Here is a 15614-nt window from a genome sequence, read left to right as displayed (position 1 = left end):
GGTTGTCGAGATGAATTTGTCCGGACAAATTATGCCCGTGATCACGCGGCATTTCATCGACGTTGGCACACGCCGTGTGCATTACCGCAAATGCGGTTACGGCCCGGCGTTGCTCATGGTTCATCAGTCCCCGCGCTCGTCGAAGGAATACGAGTCGCTGATGCGCGACTGGGGCGCGCATTTTACCTGTATCGCGCCTGACACGCCGGGGTTTGGACAGTCGGAGCCTTTGCCGGGTTCGCCCGCCATCGACGATTTCGCCGACGCCAATATCGCGCTGCTCGATGCATTGGGGCTGGGGCAGGTCGCGGCATATGGCTTTCATTCGGGCGGGATCATCCTCGTCACTGCGCTGAAGCGCCATCCCGAACGGTTCAGCCGCCTCGCGGTCGGTGGCTATGCGATCTGGACGCCGGAGGAGATGGCGATTTTCGGCGAGAGTTATCTGCCGCCGTTCGTGCCCTCGGCCTATGGCGAGCACCTGACCTGGCTGTGGAACCGCATCCTCGAACAGAGCTGGGTATTTCCGTGGTTCGATGTGCGCGATGCAGCGCGGTTGCTGAACCCGCATGACGACCCGGCCAAGGCTCACGCCGTCGTCATGGAAATGCTCGACGCAGGCGACGCCTATCGCGCGGGGTACGGTGCGGTGTTGCGCGCGCCGCGCGACATTCCGCCGGTGGATGCGGCGACGCCGCCGGTGCTGATCACAGCATACGACGGCGATCCATTACAGGCGCACATCGACCGGCTGGGGCCGATGCCGAAGGGGTGGTCGGCGGCGAAAGTCGCGACACCGGCGGCGCATCAGGCGGCGAGTCTGGCGTTTCTGATGGAGAGCGCTGAGGAGGCGGTCGGAGCGCTGCCCGAGGCTGGGGACGCGGGGTTCGTCCACGTAACGACGGCTGAATTCGATGGTCTTATTCATTGGCAGGGCGATGCCGTCGATCCGCCCGGGCATGGGCTTTCGGACGATTTTCAACCCTCTTCGCCCCGCAGAGAGGGCGATGCGAAGCATCGGGAGAGGAACGAGCCGCCGGGTCGTTCCTCTCCCGGCTCCGCTGGTGCTGCGCCGCCCTCTCCACAAAGTGGAGAGGGTTGGGACAGGTGGCAGGCTGTGTTCGACGCGTTCGAGGCCGCAACTGGGCGTAAGGTTGTCCTGCCGCCGCTGGCCAAAGGCGATCCCGATTTGCTTTATCCCGATTTGTCGCCCGACCGTTTCGGCGCGTATCTGGCCAAGGCTTGGAGTATTTCGCGCGCGGCGACGCTATTCGAGCCGTGGTATGAGGTGTGTGCGGCGACCGCGCTGCCGATCGATCCGGCGCGGATTACGCCTGAGGCATTGGCGCTCGACACGCGCAACCGGCTGCGCGCTCCGGCGGCAAAAGCACTGCATTTGGCACGACTGGAAAGGGGAGAAGGCTGATGGGAATCCGCGAAGACATGCCGTTGCTCGCAAAGCATGAAGGCGTGTGGGATGGGGTCTACACCTATTTCAACGCCGACAATGTGAAGATCGACGAGCATAAATCGCGCCTGCTGTGCCGTTTTCCCGACAGCGGACCTTCGCCCTATCACCAGACGAACTGGTACACTTGGGACGATGGACGCACCGATATCCGCGATTTTCCCGCTGAATATCGGGATAAGCGCGTTTGGTGGGACAATGAGCTGATCGTCGGCTGGGCGGCGGAAGTCGGGCTGGACGAATACAACCGCACCGTGATGCTTTACTGGCAACGGCAAGGCGACCCGTCGCTCTATCTTTACGAAATGATCCAGCTCGCCGACGATGGCGTCAACCGCTGCCGGACGTGGCACTGGATCAGAAACGGCCTGCTGGAAACGCGCACCGCGATTCAGGAAAAGCTGGTGACGCGCGACTGGCGCGCGGTCGAAGCGGAGATGACGGCTGGCTGAGCGCACGCTCTTCGACAAGCTATGGGACGCGCATGTCGTGGCCGATCTGGGCGATGGAAACGCGCTGATCGCCGTCGACCGGGTGTTCCTGCACGAACGCACCGGCGCGTCGGCGCTGAAAAGCATGGCAGCGGCGGGGCGTACGGTCGCCGATCCTGCGCGGGTGTTCGCGGTTATGGACCATATCGTCGATACACGACCGGGACGGGGCGATGCGACGACCATGCCCGGTGGCAGCGCCTTTATCACCGAGACCCGCGCAGCGTGCCACGCGGCAGGGATCACGCTGTTCGACGTCGATGACCCCGATCAGGGGATCACGCATGTCATTTCGCCCGAGCTGGGGATTGTGCTGCCGGGCGTGACATTGGTCGCGCCGGACAGTCACACCTGCACGCAGGGGGCGTTCGGCGCGTTCGCCTGGGGCATCGGGTCGAGCGAGGCCGAACATGCGATGGCGACGGGGACGCTCAGGATGGCGCGCCCGAAAACGATGCGGGTGACATTCGACGGACAGCTGCGACCCGGCGTGACCGCCAAGGACATGATCCTGACCTTGCTTGCGCGCCACGGCGCGGGCGGGGGCAGCGGCCATGTCGTCGAGTTCGCCGGAGATGCCGTGACCGCGCTCGACATCGAGGCGCGGCAGACTTTGTGCAACATGGCGACCGAATTTGCGGCAGTCAGCGGGATCATCGCGCCCGATGCGGTGACACTCACCTATCTGGAGGGGCGTCGCTACGCGCCCAATCCGTTGCCCGACTGGTCGGACCTGAAGTCCGACGAAGGCGCGGTGTTCGATGCCGAGATCGTCATCGATGCGGGCGCGATCAGGCCGATGGTCAGCTGGGGGACGTCGCCCGAACACAGCATCGGGATCGACGGCTTCGTGCCGCAGGGGCCGGGGCGTGTGCATGACTATATCGGCCTCGCGGCGAGAATGCCGATTGCCGGTGTGCCGATAGATGCTGCCTTTATCGGCAGCTGCACCAACGCGCGGCTGTCGGACCTGCGTCGTGCCGCTGCCATTCTAGACGGACGGCATGTCGCGCCGGGGGTGAAGGCGCTCGTTGTACCTGGGTCACGCGCGGTGAAGCGCGCTGCGGAGGCCGAGGGGCTGGATGTCATCTTCACCCGCGCGGGGTTCGAATGGCGCGACAGCGGGTGCTCGCTGTGTTTCTATGCGGGCGGAGAGGGCTTTGCGCCGGGAAGTCGGGTCATTTCATCGACCAACCGCAATTTCGAAGGGCGGCAAGGGCCGGGGATAAGGACGCATATCGCTTCGCCCGAAGTGGTAGCGGCGAGCGCGGTAGCGGGGTTTGTCACCCAACCCTCTTCGCCTAGCGGAGAGGGCGATGCGAAGCATCGGGAGAGGCCCGAGCCGACTGTTCAGGCCTCTCCCGGCTCCGCTGCGCTCCGCCGCCCTCTCCGCGAGGCGAAGAGGGTTTGATGCCCCCCTTCACCACCCTCACCGCGCGCGTGGCACTGCTCGCCCGCGACAATGTCGACACCGACGCGATTATCCCGTCGCGCGAGATGAAGACCACGGGACGGACCGGCCTTGCCGAAGGGCTGTTCGCGCCATGGCGCTATGTCGAGGGACGCGTGCCCGATCCCGCCTTCGTGCTCAACGCGATGCCCGATGCGCGGATTCTCGCGAGCGGCGAAAACTTCGGCTGCGGGTCGAGCCGGGAACATGCGGTGTGGGCGCTGGCCGAATGGGGCATCCGCGCGGTGATTGCCGAGACCTTCGCACCGATTTTCCGCAACAACTGCATCCGCAACGGGGTGCTCCCGGTGGTGCTGGCGAAGGAGGCGATTGCAGATATTGTGGGGCGTGAGGTCACCATCGACCTGCCCATGCAGACGGTTGCGGGCTACCGGTTCGAAATCGATGCCGAGGCGAAGACGATGCTGGTCGAGGGGCTCGACGCCATCGACCTGACCCTGAAACGCAGTGCGGCAATTGCGGCATTCCATCGACGCGACCGCATCGCGCGGCCATGGGTGTATCTATGATATTGATCTCCGAAGTCGGCCCGCGCGACGGGTTGCAGAGCATCGACCGGGTCATGCCGACCGAAGCGAAGAAAGCGTGGATCGCCGCCGAGGCCGCCGCGGGGGTACGCGAAATCGAGGTGGGGAGTTTCGTGCCGCCCTCGCTGTTGCCGCAAATGGCCGACACCGCCGAGGTTGTTGCGTTCGCGCGCACCATCCCCGGGCTGAATGTCGTTGCGCTGGTGCCCAATGCCAAGGGGGCAGCGCGGGCGGTTGAGGCTGGCGTCCACGGCATGTCGATCCCGTTTTCGATGTCCGAAACCCATTCGATCAAGAACGTCCGCAAGGATCACGCGGCGATGCTGGATGAGGTCCGCGCGGTCGTCGGCATTGCGGCGGAGGCGGGCGTGAAGTTCGCGGTCGGACTGTCGACGGCGTTCGGCTGCACGATGGAGGGGCCGGTCAGCGAGGACGCCGTTGTGCGGCTGGCGGCGGCGTGCGCCGAGGCGGGCGTGACCGAGTTCAGCCTGTCGGACACCACTGGCTATGCCAATCCGGCGCAGGTGCGGCGGCTGGTGAAGGGGGTGCGTGGTGCGGTCGGCGAGCGGCTGACGACGCTGCATCTGCACAACACGCGCGGGCTGGGGCTGGCGAACGTGCTCGCCGGATTGGACGAGGGGATCACGACGTTCGATGCGTCGCTCGGCGGCCTTGGCGGCTGCCCGTTCGCGCCGGGGGCGTCGGGCAATATCGTGACCGAGGATCTGGTGTTCATGCTGCAGGCGATGGGGGTGGAGACCGGGATCGATCTGCCCGCGCTGCTCAAGGTGCGCGATATCGTCGCGGCGGCGCTGCCGGGCGAGCCGCTTTACGGGTTCACGCCCGACGCGGGCTTGCCGCTGGGGTTCGCGGCATGACCGCCACACCGCTGCTCGGCCTCAAGGTCGTCGAATTCACGCACATGGTGATGGGGCCGGCGGTCGGGCATATCCTCGCCTCGCTGGGGGCCGAGGTCGTCCGCGTCGAGCCCATCGGCGGCGACCAGACACGGCGGTTGCTGGGGTCGGGCGCGGGCTATTTCCCGATGTACAACCGGCACAAGGACAGCATTTGTCTCGACCTGAAGGCTGAAGAGGGCCTTCGGATCGCGACGCAGCTGGCCGAGCGCGCCGACATCCTGATCGAGAATTTCCGCCCCGGGGCGCTCGACCGGCTGGGTCTGGGTTATGACGCGCTGAAAGGGGCCAACCCCCGCCTGATCTATTGCTCCGAAAAGGGATTCCTCCCCGGCCCGTACGAGAGCCGCACCGCGCTCGACGAGGTCGCGCAAATGATGGGTGGGCTCGCCTATATGACCGGCCCGCCCGGTCGCCCGCTGCGTGCCGGGGCCAGCGTCATCGACGTTACCGGCGGCATGTTCGGGGTGATCGCGGTGCTGGCCGCCGTCGAGGAGCGTCACCGGACGGGTAAGGGGCAGAAGGTCCAATCGTCGCTTTTCGAAACCACGGTGTACCTCGTCGGCCAGCATATGGCGCAAAAGGCGGTGACGGGTCGCGCCGCCGACCCGATGCCCGCCCGGATTTCGGCCTGGGCGATCTATGACGTGTTCGAGACGGCGGACGACAGCCATGTATTTATCGGCGTCGTCACCGACGCGCTGTGGCAGAAATTCTGCGAGTTGTTCGGCCTCGACGACCTGTGGGCCGACTTGGCGCTGCGCAAGAACAACGAGCGCGTCCTCGCCCGCGACCGGTTGATGCCGCAGGTCCGCGCGCTGGTGAAGACATTCGCGCGCGACGATATTATCGCCAGGCTCGACGGCACCGGCCTGCCCTTCGCGCCCATCGGGCGGCCCGAGGACATGTTCGACGATCCGCATCTGCTGGCGTCGGGCGGGCTGGAGGCGGTCACGCTCGACGACGGGCGGGCGACGCTGCTGCCGGGTCTGCCTATCGAAATGGACGGGGTGCGTCCGGGGGGCGGCGATGCGCTGCCCGCACCCGGGCGGGATACGCAGGCTGTGCTGGCGGCGCTCGGCTACGACGCCGACGCGATCTCGGCGCTGATTGCCAAAGGGGCAGCAGCCTGACCGCGCTCAATGGTCTTTACAGCACCGCGCAATCCGACGCAGGGGAAAGCGTCACTTGCCGGGATTTGCCATGTCGCACAGCTATGATGTCCTGATCGTCGGCGCCGGCCATGGCGGCGCGCAGGCGGCGATCGCGCTGCGCCAGCGCGGCTTTACCGGGTCGATCGCGATGGTCGGCGAGGAACCCGAGATTCCCTATGAGCGACCGCCGCTGTCGAAGGACTATCTGGCGGGCGAAAAGGAGTTCGAGCGCATCCTGATCCGGCCCGCGAGCTTCTGGGCCGAGCGCGAGGTCGATATCCTGACCGGGCGTCGGGTCGTCACGGTCGATGCGGCGGCGCATCGCGTTGTCACCGAGGATGGCGACAGCATCGGCTATGGCAGCCTGATCTGGGCGGCGGGCGGGCACGCACGGCGGCTGAGTTGCCACGGCCATGACTTCGCGGGGGTACATTGGGTGCGGAGCCGCGCCGATGTCGAGACGATGATGGGCGAACTGGCGACCACGACGCGGGTGGCGGTGATCGGCGGCGGCTATATCGGGCTTGAAGCAGCGGCGGTGCTGAGCAAGCTCGGCAAGCAGGTCACGGTACTCGAGGCGCTGGACCGCGTGCTGGCGCGCGTCGCGGGCGAGGCACTGTCGCGCTTCTACGAGGACGAACACCGCGCGCACGGCGTCGATGTGCGGCTGGGCACGATGGTCGAGAGCATCGAAGGGGCGGACGGGCGCGCATCGGGCGTACGGCTGGCGGACGGCGAGGTCGTGCCGTGCGAGATGGTGATCGTCGGCATCGGGATTGTCCCGGCGGTCGAGCCTTTGCTGGCGGCGGGGGCCGAGGGCGGCAACGGCGTTGCGGTCGATGCGCTGTGCCGCACGAATTTGCCCGATGTGTTCGCCATCGGCGACTGCGCCTTCCATGCCAATGATTTCGCCGACGGGGCGTCGATCCGGCTGGAGTCGGTGCAGAACGCCAACGACATGGCGACGACGGTGGCCAGGGTGCTGACCGGCGAAGAAATACCCTATCACGCCGTCCCGTGGTTCTGGTCGAACCAGTACGACCTGAAGCTCCAGACCGTCGGCCTGTCGACCGGCTTCGACCGCGCCATCGTGCGCGGCGACATGTCCGCGCGGAGTTTTTCGGTGGTGTATCTGCGTGACGGCGCGGTGATCGCGCTCGATTGCGTCAATGCGGTCAAGGACTATGTGCAGGGCAAGGCGCTGGTGGTGAACGCGACCCGTGCCGATCCGGCGTTGCTTGCGGATGCGGGCACCCCGCTGAAATCCCTGTTGGAGGCCGCATGAACGACGAAGCCCTGCGCGACGATTTCCGTCAGGCAATGCGGCGGCTGGCAACGACAGTCGCGATCGTCACGACCGGCAGCGGCGACAGCTATGCCGGGATGGCGGCGACTGCCGTTATGTCGGTGACCGCCGACCCGCCCACGCTGGTTGTCGCGGTCAATCGCACCGCGAGCATGTCGCCGATCCTGGGCGAGCACGGCTGGTTCTGCGTCAACCTGCTCGCCGAGCGGCATCAGGAACTGGTCGCGGTTTTCGGCGGCAAGAAGGCGGGACAGGCGCGGTTCGAGGATGGCGACTGGACGCTGAGCGTCGATATGCCCCCGGTGCTGGCCGACGCCGCCGCGAGTCTGATCTGCCAGACGACCGGCCGCTTCGATGTCGGCACCCATACGCTGTTCGTCGGCGAGGTCCGCGCGATTGCCAATCACCCGCAGATCGACCCGCTGATCTGGGTCGATGGCAAGGTGGCGTCGGCAAAGCGGGCTGACTGAACGTTATCGAAGGAAAATCGATGGCAGCGTTTGAAACGATAACGACGGCTATCGACGACGGCATTTTTACGCTCACGCTCAACCGCCCGGAGCGCATGAACGCGTTTACCCCGCTGATGATGCGCGAGATGTGCGCGGCGTTCGATCTGGTGGACGCCGATGATGCCGTGCGGGCCGTGATCGTCACCGGCGCGGGCAAGGCTTTTTGCGCGGGGGCCGATCTTGGCGGTGGTGCGGCGACGTTCGATTATGCCGCGCGCGGCGGTAAGGACGGCGTCGGCTCACCGATTCGCGACGATGGATCGGTCGACTGGGACCATGAGGGCGTGCGCGACAGCGGCGGGCGGCTGACGCTGCGCATGTTCGCCTGCAAAAAGCCCGTTATCGGCGCGATCAACGGGGCCGCGGTCGGCATCGGCGCGACGATGCAGTTGCCGATGGATTTCCGGCTGGCGAGCGACAGTGCGCGGTTCGGCTTTGTGTTTGCGCGACGCGGGATCGTGCCTGAGGCGGCTTCGAGCTGGTTCCTGCCGCGCCTCGTCGGTATCGGGCAGGCGCTGGAGTGGTGCTATTCAGGCCGGGTGTTCGATGCGGCGGAAGCGCTGAAGGGCGGACTGGTCCGCAGCCTCCACGCGCCAGACGACCTGCTCCCCGCCGCGCGCGTACTGGCGAAGGAATTGACGTCCGAAAGTGCGCCGGTGTCGATTGCGCTCACCCGCCAGATGATGTGGCGGATGCTGGGTGCCGCCAGCCCGATGGACGCCCACCGGCTCGACAGCCGGCTGGTCTGGGCGCGCGGCGGGATGGCCGATGCGAAGGAAGGCGTGGCGTCGTTTCTGGAGAAGCGGGCGGCGGTCTATCCCGATATGGTGTCGCGTGACACGCCGCACTTTTCGCCATGGATGGACGATCCAGCCTATTGAGTGGCGTCGAGTTCGGGCAAGCGATCGATGTAGACGGGCTTCGCCGGCAGTTTCTTCGTGACGAGCGGCCCCGGCGTATAAGGTCCATCGCGCGACACGAGTTTCAGCGTGCGGCGCGTCCGGACGCCGGTCAGCAGGTTCCAGCTCGTTTCCACGCCGTCGTGCGACCAGGTCCGGCTGTAAAGCGTGGTGTCGAAGCCGATGAGCTGCATCTTCTTCGCCGCCGCATTCCAGCGCAGGCGGTAGGTACCCGACGTCGCCGTCGTGCCGCCCGTCATGTCTTCGACGACCAGCACGCCCCGCACGATCTTGAGGTCGGCATTCCCTAGCGGATAGGCGTTCAGCGCGCCCTGCCCCGCCGGATCATGGCCCATGTCGGTTTCGTTGCGATAGGCCATCAGCACATAAAGCGTCCGCCGGTCCTCGCCGCGTCCGACAAAGGCGGTGTCGATCTGGCCGTCACCGTTGAGGTCGCCGTCGGCGCGCGTTTCGAGGGTTTCGCCTCTGGCGAGCTGGTTCGTTAGCGTCTCGGTCGAGGCGCGCGGCACTGTAGGGCGCTGGGCCGGTGCCGAAGCTGCGACGGCGAGCGCCAGCAGCGCGACCGCCGTGCCCTTCATTTTGCCGCGGTCCACGTCTGCGTCTGGCAGAAGAACGCGATGCACCCCTGCACTTTCAGCGTCCCGTCGGGATTGCGCGCCACGTTCGAGCGATACGACTTGCCGTTGCGCGGGTCGTAGATCGTACCGCTCCATTGGCTGCCCGCATCGGTGAAATCCGACAGAATCGGGACGCCCAATATCGGCCGCGTCCGCAGCGCGGGATTGGGGTTGAACTTGTCGGTTGCGGTGCCGTCCTTCGCCGGTTTCAGGATCTTGGCGACACGCCCGCAGACTTTTGCCCCGCATGGCGCGATCTCGATGACCGAATCCTTGGCCGGGGTCAGCCAGCGCCCTTGTACCGATGTTGCGGCAAGCGCCGGAGTTGCGGTCAGCAAGCTGGCGAGAAGGACAGTACGCAGAATCAATTCGGGTCTCCGGCTTGGCGTCGGGATGCAGGGGTGCAATAGTCCGTGCCCATGAACAAGCCCTGTCTTTACGTAGCGGTGTTCGCGCTGTCCGCTTCGCCGCTGGCCGCAAAGACGATTGCGGTAGCCCCCGGACCCAATGTTCAGGAAGTGCTACAAACCGCGCTGATCGAGGCGAAACCCGGCGATGTCGTCGAGCTGGCGGCAGGACGATACGTCCTGACCGACGGCCTGTCGCTCGACGTGAACGGGGTGACGGTGCGCGGGGCGGGGCCGGACAAGAGCATCCTCGACTTCAAGTCGCAGAAGGCGGCAGGCGAAGGATTGCTCGTTACGTCGGACGATGTGGTCCTGCGCGGTTTCGCGGTCGAGGATGCGCGCGGGGACGCGATCAAGTCGAAGGGCGCGGACCGCATCATCTATCACGACCTGCGCGTCGAATGGACCGGAGGCCCCAAGGAAACCAACGGCGCGTACGGTGTCTATCCGGTGTCCTCGACCGATGTGCTGATCGACAAGGTCGTGGTGCGCGGCGCGTCCGACGCGGGCATCTATGTCGGCCAGTCGCGCAACATCATTGTCCGCAACTCGACCGCCGAAGTGAATGTTGCCGGGATCGAGATCGAGAACAGCTACAATGCCGACGTCCACGACAATGTCGCGACGAAGAACGCCGGTGGCATATTGGTGTTCGATCTGCCCAACCTGCCGCAGATGGGCGGACATTCGGTGCGGATCTACAACAACCGCGTCACCGACAATTCCACGCCGAATTTCGCGCCGAAGGGGAACATCGTGGCGAGCGTCCCAACCGGTACCGGCGTCATGGTGATGGCGAACCGCGACGTGCATGTGTTCGGCAATACGCTGGCCGATAATGCGACCGCCAACGTCATGGTCGTCGCCTACAAGCGCCCCTTTACCGATGCGACGTATAACCCGTTGCCGCGTAACGTCGTCATCCGCGACAACACGCATGGCCGCGCCGGTTGGGCACCCGCCTTTCCGGGCGGCGACATGCTGGCGAAGATGATGGGCGGGTCGATCGCGCCGGTGTTCTGGGACGGCGCAGGCGGGATGGCCGCGACCAATATCCGCGTGACCGATAAGGTCGGCGTGCTGACCATGGGCCTGCCCGAACCGCTGACGCCGATCATGGAGGCCAAGCCTGCGCCGGTAGATTTGTCGAAGGGGACGGCGATTGCCGAACCGGGGGCGGTTGTGCTGCCCGCGAGCATGGAAGCGGTGGTAGTCTCGCGTTAGCCACGCAAAAATTATCCAAATAGGCACTTTTTGGTTGACATACATGCTGCTCTTGTATAGAACATAACAGGATCAAACGTGGGGCCGTTCGAACGCTATATCAGGACGGGGCGAGTTCGTCAGCCCGACGCGCTAGAGTTGAAGTTCAACCCTTGGCACGATCCGGACAACGGCCGCTTCACCTTTCGCAGGTGGATGGAAACTTAGAAGACTTCAGTTTCAAGAATCGCAAGGGAGGTCGCTAATGCGCTCGACGGATATCGGTTCCGATTACGAGGAGCTCGCACACCTGATCGTTGAGGCGTGTGGCGATGCGACAGATGGCCTTTTCCTTTATGCGGAAGTGGAACCCGGAGTCGTTGGTTCGGGACTGTTTCAGGAACTTGGTGGTCGGGTGGTCTATCATCATCCTACGCGCGACCTGACCAATAAGCTGGACGAAATCTGGGAGAAGCTGGACGGAGATGACCGCTGGCATGCCATCCGTTGTCGGGTGGTCGGCGGGCGATTCAGTGCTGAATTCGACTTTCCTTCGGACCTGAAGCCGGGCGAAAGCCTGAGCGAACGCCGGCCGCGTGCGTTGAACGCAGTGTTTGGAGACAAGCGCATCGAATATCCCGAACTCTGACGGTGTCTAAGTTTCGGCGAGGCGCCACAGGTCATCTTCATTAAGCTTGGCGACCGGTCAGCTCGGTCTATTTTCTGTGCAAATGCGCCAGGAAACGGCAATAGGAGGCAATGCGCCGCCTGCTTCCCTTGATCTTGATCCTGCTCGGTGCAGCACCCGCGTCGTCTCCCGTGGCACTGGATCTGATCGCATCGGACGCGCTGCCCCCCAAACTCTCCGATTTCCGTTTCTTCAACGGTGCGCGCCCGAATAGCGGCGTGCGACCCTATGCGCTGAATACGCCGCTGTTCTCCGACTATGCGGAGAAGGATCGCTATCTGTACCTGCCGCCGGGTACGAAAGCGACGTTCACCGGCGAAGGGCTGCCCGAGCTTCCCGTCGGCGCGGCGCTCATCAAGACATTCCGTTACGGCGCGAGCAAGGTCGAGACGCGCGTGCTGCTCCACCGGGCGAGCGGCTGGGTGGCGCTGCCCTATGTCTGGCAGGGCGACGATGCCGTCCTGAAACGCGCGGGGACGCGGGTGGCGCTGATCGTCGATGTCGGCGGGCAAAAACAGGCGATCGATTATGCCGTGCCGAACGTAAACCAGTGCAAGGAATGCCATGCACTGGGCGACGCGATGACCCCCATCGGGCCGAAGGCGCGGAACCTGACGCCGGGGATGCTGGGCGTGACGGGCGGTGGCGTGCGCTTGCCGAAATGGGGCGACACCGGTGCGCCGCTCGAAGCCCGCGCGCGTGCCTATCTCGACGTCAATTGCGGCCATTGCCACAACCCGAAGGGCGCGGCGTCGAACTCCGGCCTCAATCTGACCTGGGAGACCACCGACCGCACCGCGCTCGGCATCGGCAAGACGCCGGTGGCGGCAGGGCGCGGGTCGGGCGGGTTCCTTTACGCCATCGACCCGGGCCACCCCGAACGCTCGATCATGGTCCACCGCATGGCAACCGCCGAGCCCGGTGTGGCAATGCCCGAAGTGGGACGTGCGCTGGTCCACAAAGAGGGCGTGAAGCTGGTGAGTGACTGGATTGCGGGAATGAAGCATGAGTGAGTGGGTGATCGGCGTCATCGGCGGCTCCGGGTTGTATGCGATCGACGCACTCGAAAACCCGCAATGGATCGCGGTTGCCTCGCCCTGGGGTCAGCCGTCGGACGCTTTGCTGACCGGTACGATATCGGGCGTGAAGTTCGTGTTCCTTCCGCGACACGGACGGGGGCACCGGGTCAGCCCCGGCGAGCTCAACGCGCGGGCGAACATCGATGTGCTGAAGCGCGCGGGCTGCACCGACGTGCTGTCGATCTCGGCAGTGGGGTCGCTGGCCGAAGAATTGCCGCCGGGTAAATTCGTGATCGTCGACCAGTTTATCGACCGGACCAAGGGGCGGCCGTCGTCGTTTTTTGAAAGCGGGATGGTCGCGCATGTCAGTATGGCCGATCCCGTCTGTCCGCGCTTGTCCGGTCTTGCGGCGGCGGCAGCGCGGGCGGCGGGGGCGGACGTGCACGAAGGCGCGACCTATCTCGCGATGGAGGGGCCGCAATTCTCGACGCGCGCCGAATCGAACCTCTACCGGGGGTGGGGCGCGCATGTGATCGGCATGACCGCGATGCCCGAAGCGAAGCTCGCGCGCGAGGCCGAGCTGCCCTATGCGCTGGTCGCGATGGTCACCGATTACGATTGCTGGCGCGAGGGCGAGGCGCATGTCGACGTGGCAACCGTTGTGGCGCAATTGGGCAGCAATGCCGCGACGGCGCGCGCCTTGCTGGCCGAACTGGCGAAATCGCTGCCCGCGACGCGCGCGCCGTCGCCTATCGACACCAACCTCGATGTCGCGCTGATCACCGCGCCCGATGCCCGCGACCCGGCGCTATTGGCGAAACTCGATGCGGTGGCGGGCCGGGTTCTTCGTTAGGCACTTATGCGCTGCGTTTCGGTCTGTTTGCTGGTCGCGATGTCCGCCCCGTTGCGGGCGCAGGACGATATTGTCGTAACGGGTCGCGGGCTGGCCGATCCAGCGGGCGATGCCGCTTATAGCGTCATCACGGTCGAGCGCGCGCGTCTAACCGGCACGGCAAGCGGGCGGCTCGAAGACGCACTGAAGGACGTGGCCGGGCTGCAGCAGTTCCGGCGGTCGGATGCGCGGTCGGCCAATCCGACCAGTCAGGGAGCGACGTTGCGGGGGCTTGGCGGCAATGCGGCGTCGCGGGCGCTGGTCCTGCTCGACGGGGTGCCGCAGGGCGATCCGTTTGCGGGCTATCTGAACTGGCCGCTCTATTCGCCCGAGCGGCTGGGACGGGTCCGCGTGACCCGCGGCGGTGGGAGCGGCGCGGGTGGATCGGGGGCGCTGGCGGGGACCATCGAACTCGAGAGCGTCGCAACGGGGGATGCTCCGGGGCTGGCAGGGTCGGTCGCGGGCGGTAGTTTCGGCGCAGTCGAGAGCCGGGTGCTAGCGTCGGGTCGGCTCGGCAGCGGGTTTGCGCTCGTGTCCGGCGGCTATGCGCGCGGCGACGGGTTCGTACCGGTCGTGACTCCCGGCACCGCCGACAGGGGTGGGCGCTACGAACAATATAACTTTGCCGCCCGCGCCGTCATTCCTGTCGGTGCGAGCGAGCTTCAGGCCAATGTCGATGCCTTCGACGATGCCCGCACGCGCGGTAGCGATTTCAGTGCGAACCGCACGACGGGCGCGGATGCCAGCCTGCGCCTTGTCGGCAGGCAGTTCGTCGCGCTCGGCTATCTCCAGCTGCGCCGCTTCACCTCGCAATTCGCCAGCGTCGATGCAGGTCGGACCACAGCAACGCAGACGCTCGACCAGTATAATACGCCCGCCACCGGTGTCGGTCTGAAAGTCGAGGCGCGGCCCCAAATTGGCAGTACCGAACTCCGTCTCGGCGGCGAATGGCGGCGGACTTCGGGCGAGACCAACGAGGCGTTCAGCTATGTGTCGGGCTCCCCGACGCGGCTGCGCGTGGCGGGCGGCGCGAGCGATATTGTCGGCGGCTTTGCGGAGGCGACGCGGGTGGCGGGGCCGTTGACGCTCACCGGCGGCGGGCGGGTCGATTACTGGTCGTTGACCGGCGGTTTCCTGACCGAGCGGCGGCTGGACGGGACGGTCGTGACCGACAACCACTTTGCCGACCGTACCGGCTGGGCAGCGACCGGGCGTGCGGGGGCCGCCTATGCAATTTCCCCGACGCTGACCGTCAGCGTCGCGGGTTATGTCGGCTGGCGTTTGCCGACGCTCAACGAGCTCTACCGCCCGTTCCGCGTCGGGGCCGAAGTAACCAATGCCAATGCCGCGCTGCGGCCGGAGCGGTCGCGCGGGATCGAACTGGCAGCACGCTGGCGACCGGGCGGGGGGGCGGCAATCACCGTGACGGCCTTCGACGTGATGCTCGACGATGCCATCGCCAATGTGACGCTGTCGGGGACGACGCGGCAACGGCAAAACCTCGACGCGCTGCAGTCGCGCGGGATCGAGGTCGATGCCACATTCGCGCGCGGCGACTGGCGACTCGCCCTGTCGGCTGCCTATGCCGATGTCGTCCTGCAAGGCGCCGGGGCATCGGCATCCCTGACTGGCCTGCGACCGGCGAGCGTCGCGCCGTTCCAGTCCTCGGCGACGTTCGGCTGGCGCGGTCTGTCGGCGACCGCACGATATGTCTCGGCTCAGTTTGACGACGATCTCAACACGCGGCGACTCGCGCCTGCGCTTACTGTGGATGCCGTCGCCGATTTACCGCTAGGTCGTGGTGCGATTGTGCAACTGCGCGGCGAAAACCTGTTCGACACGCGCGTCGAAGCGGCGGTCAGTGCGAGCGGGGTCGTCGAACGGGCCAGTCCGCGCACGATCTGGCTGGGCATTCGTTTCGAAAGGTAAACGACTGTGGCGGGATATCGAACGTCTCGCATCCGTCACGCGTTGCGGCTACGCTGTCACGGCTGCGGCCAGCCCGCCCTATTAACGGAGAGA

General features: G+C 65.7%; 16 protein-coding genes. 14 read left to right on the top strand and 2 right to left on the bottom strand.

Going from position 1 to position 15614, the window contains the following annotated elements:
* Positions 1–31 precede the first annotated feature (31 nt).
* From M0209_RS17035 to M0209_RS16995, 9 genes are all read left to right on the top strand, one after another.
* Complete coding sequence (locus M0209_RS17035; RefSeq protein ID WP_258889462.1) at positions 32–1426, top strand: alpha/beta hydrolase; 1395 nt, start codon at positions 32–34, stop codon at positions 1424–1426.
* Positions 1426–1920, top strand: a complete 495-nt coding sequence (locus M0209_RS17030; protein WP_258889461.1) for a DUF3598 domain-containing protein — start codon at positions 1426–1428, stop codon at positions 1918–1920. The genes M0209_RS17035 and M0209_RS17030 overlap by 1 nt, the downstream gene beginning before the upstream one ends.
* Positions 1913–3370 (top strand): 3-isopropylmalate dehydratase large subunit, encoded by a 1458-nt coding sequence (locus M0209_RS17025; RefSeq protein WP_258889694.1) that lies wholly within the window; start codon positions 1913–1915, stop codon positions 3368–3370. The genes M0209_RS17030 and M0209_RS17025 overlap by 8 nt, the downstream gene beginning before the upstream one ends.
* A complete protein-coding gene (leuD, locus tag M0209_RS17020; RefSeq protein ID WP_258889460.1) occupies positions 3370–3939 on the top strand; it encodes a 3-isopropylmalate dehydratase small subunit in 570 nt (189 codons plus the stop codon). Before M0209_RS17025 ends, leuD begins: the two co-directional genes overlap by 1 nt.
* Positions 3924–4835: a hydroxymethylglutaryl-CoA lyase gene (locus M0209_RS17015; RefSeq protein WP_258889459.1), complete on the top strand. Its 912-nt coding sequence runs from the start codon at positions 3924–3926 to the stop codon at positions 4833–4835. Before leuD ends, M0209_RS17015 begins: the two co-directional genes overlap by 16 nt.
* Positions 4832–6007 (top strand): CaiB/BaiF CoA-transferase family protein, encoded by a 1176-nt coding sequence (locus M0209_RS17010; protein WP_258889458.1) that lies wholly within the window; start codon positions 4832–4834, stop codon positions 6005–6007. Before M0209_RS17015 ends, M0209_RS17010 begins: the two co-directional genes overlap by 4 nt.
* Positions 6008–6077: 70 nt before the next feature.
* Entirely contained in the window at positions 6078–7313 is a 1236-nt protein-coding gene (locus M0209_RS17005) for an NAD(P)/FAD-dependent oxidoreductase (RefSeq protein WP_258889457.1), read from the top strand.
* Positions 7310–7804 (top strand): flavin reductase family protein, encoded by a 495-nt coding sequence (locus M0209_RS17000; RefSeq protein ID WP_258889456.1) that lies wholly within the window; start codon positions 7310–7312, stop codon positions 7802–7804. The genes M0209_RS17005 and M0209_RS17000 overlap by 4 nt, the downstream gene beginning before the upstream one ends.
* Positions 7805–7824: 20 nt before the next feature.
* Positions 7825–8727, top strand: a complete 903-nt coding sequence (locus M0209_RS16995; RefSeq protein ID WP_258889455.1) for a crotonase/enoyl-CoA hydratase family protein — start codon at positions 7825–7827, stop codon at positions 8725–8727.
* Here the strand turns inward: M0209_RS16995 and M0209_RS16990 are convergent.
* Complete coding sequence (locus M0209_RS16990; RefSeq protein ID WP_258889454.1) at positions 8721–9359, bottom strand: hypothetical protein; 639 nt, start codon at positions 9357–9359, stop codon at positions 8721–8723. The two genes, M0209_RS16995 and M0209_RS16990, sit on opposite strands and share 7 nt — an antisense overlap.
* Positions 9341–9751, bottom strand: coding sequence for a DUF2147 domain-containing protein (locus M0209_RS16985; protein WP_258889453.1), 411 nt, complete (start codon positions 9749–9751; stop codon positions 9341–9343). Before M0209_RS16985 ends, M0209_RS16990 begins: the two co-directional genes overlap by 19 nt.
* 51 nt (positions 9752–9802) lie before the next feature.
* Here M0209_RS16985 and M0209_RS16980 point away from each other — a divergent pair, with 51 nt between their 5' ends.
* The 5 genes from M0209_RS16980 to M0209_RS16960 all read left to right on the top strand — a co-directional run bounded on the left by M0209_RS16980 (position 9803) and on the right by M0209_RS16960 (position 15521).
* Positions 9803–11014 carry a parallel beta-helix domain-containing protein gene (locus M0209_RS16980; protein ID WP_258889452.1) on the top strand — a complete coding sequence of 404 codons (1212 nt, stop codon included), beginning with the start codon at positions 9803–9805 and terminating at the stop codon, positions 11012–11014.
* 244 nt (positions 11015–11258) lie between these two features.
* Positions 11259–11642: a hypothetical protein gene (locus M0209_RS16975; RefSeq protein WP_258889451.1), complete on the top strand. Its 384-nt coding sequence runs from the start codon at positions 11259–11261 to the stop codon at positions 11640–11642.
* Between the two features lie 170 nt (positions 11643–11812).
* Positions 11813–12694, top strand: coding sequence for an SO2930 family diheme c-type cytochrome (locus M0209_RS16970; RefSeq protein WP_258889450.1), 882 nt, complete (start codon positions 11813–11815; stop codon positions 12692–12694).
* Positions 12687–13553: an S-methyl-5'-thioadenosine phosphorylase gene (locus tag M0209_RS16965; protein ID WP_258889449.1), complete on the top strand. Its 867-nt coding sequence runs from the start codon at positions 12687–12689 to the stop codon at positions 13551–13553. The genes M0209_RS16970 and M0209_RS16965 overlap by 8 nt, the downstream gene beginning before the upstream one ends.
* A 39-nt stretch (positions 13554–13592) precedes the next feature.
* Positions 13593–15521, top strand: a complete 1929-nt coding sequence (locus M0209_RS16960) for a TonB-dependent receptor (protein ID WP_258889448.1) — start codon at positions 13593–13595, stop codon at positions 15519–15521.
* Positions 15522–15614 lie beyond the last annotated feature (93 nt).

This window comes from Sphingomonas sp. SUN039 (assembly GCF_024758725.1).
Lineage (GTDB): Bacteria > Pseudomonadota > Alphaproteobacteria > Sphingomonadales > Sphingomonadaceae > Sphingomonas_O.
The sequence above is the reverse complement of the archived record's forward strand: the minus strand, read 5'-3'. Positions and strand labels throughout refer to the sequence as shown.

Excerpts from the sequence above, each read along its gene's own strand:
- M0209_RS17035 (WP_258889462.1), top strand. The coding sequence starts at position 32 with ATGCCCGTGATCACGCGGCATTTCATCGACGTTGGCACACGCCGTGTG.
- M0209_RS17030 (WP_258889461.1), top strand. The coding sequence starts at position 1,426 with ATGGGAATCCGCGAAGACATGCCGTTGCTCGCAAAGCATGAAGGCGTG.
- leuD (WP_258889460.1), top strand. The coding sequence starts at position 3,370 with ATGCCCCCCTTCACCACCCTCACCGCGCGCGTGGCACTGCTCGCCCGC.
- M0209_RS17015 (WP_258889459.1), top strand. The coding sequence starts at position 3,924 with ATGGGTGTATCTATGATATTGATCTCCGAAGTCGGCCCGCGCGACGGG.
- M0209_RS17010 (WP_258889458.1), top strand. The coding sequence starts at position 4,832 with ATGACCGCCACACCGCTGCTCGGCCTCAAGGTCGTCGAATTCACGCAC.
- M0209_RS17005 (WP_258889457.1), top strand. The coding sequence starts at position 6,078 with ATGTCGCACAGCTATGATGTCCTGATCGTCGGCGCCGGCCATGGCGGC.
- M0209_RS17000 (WP_258889456.1), top strand. The coding sequence starts at position 7,310 with ATGAACGACGAAGCCCTGCGCGACGATTTCCGTCAGGCAATGCGGCGG.
- M0209_RS16995 (WP_258889455.1), top strand. The coding sequence starts at position 7,825 with ATGGCAGCGTTTGAAACGATAACGACGGCTATCGACGACGGCATTTTT.
- M0209_RS16980 (WP_258889452.1), top strand. The coding sequence starts at position 9,803 with ATGAACAAGCCCTGTCTTTACGTAGCGGTGTTCGCGCTGTCCGCTTCG.
- M0209_RS16975 (WP_258889451.1), top strand. The coding sequence starts at position 11,259 with ATGCGCTCGACGGATATCGGTTCCGATTACGAGGAGCTCGCACACCTG.
- M0209_RS16965 (WP_258889449.1), top strand. The coding sequence starts at position 12,687 with ATGAGTGAGTGGGTGATCGGCGTCATCGGCGGCTCCGGGTTGTATGCG.
- M0209_RS16960 (WP_258889448.1), top strand. The coding sequence starts at position 13,593 with ATGTCCGCCCCGTTGCGGGCGCAGGACGATATTGTCGTAACGGGTCGC.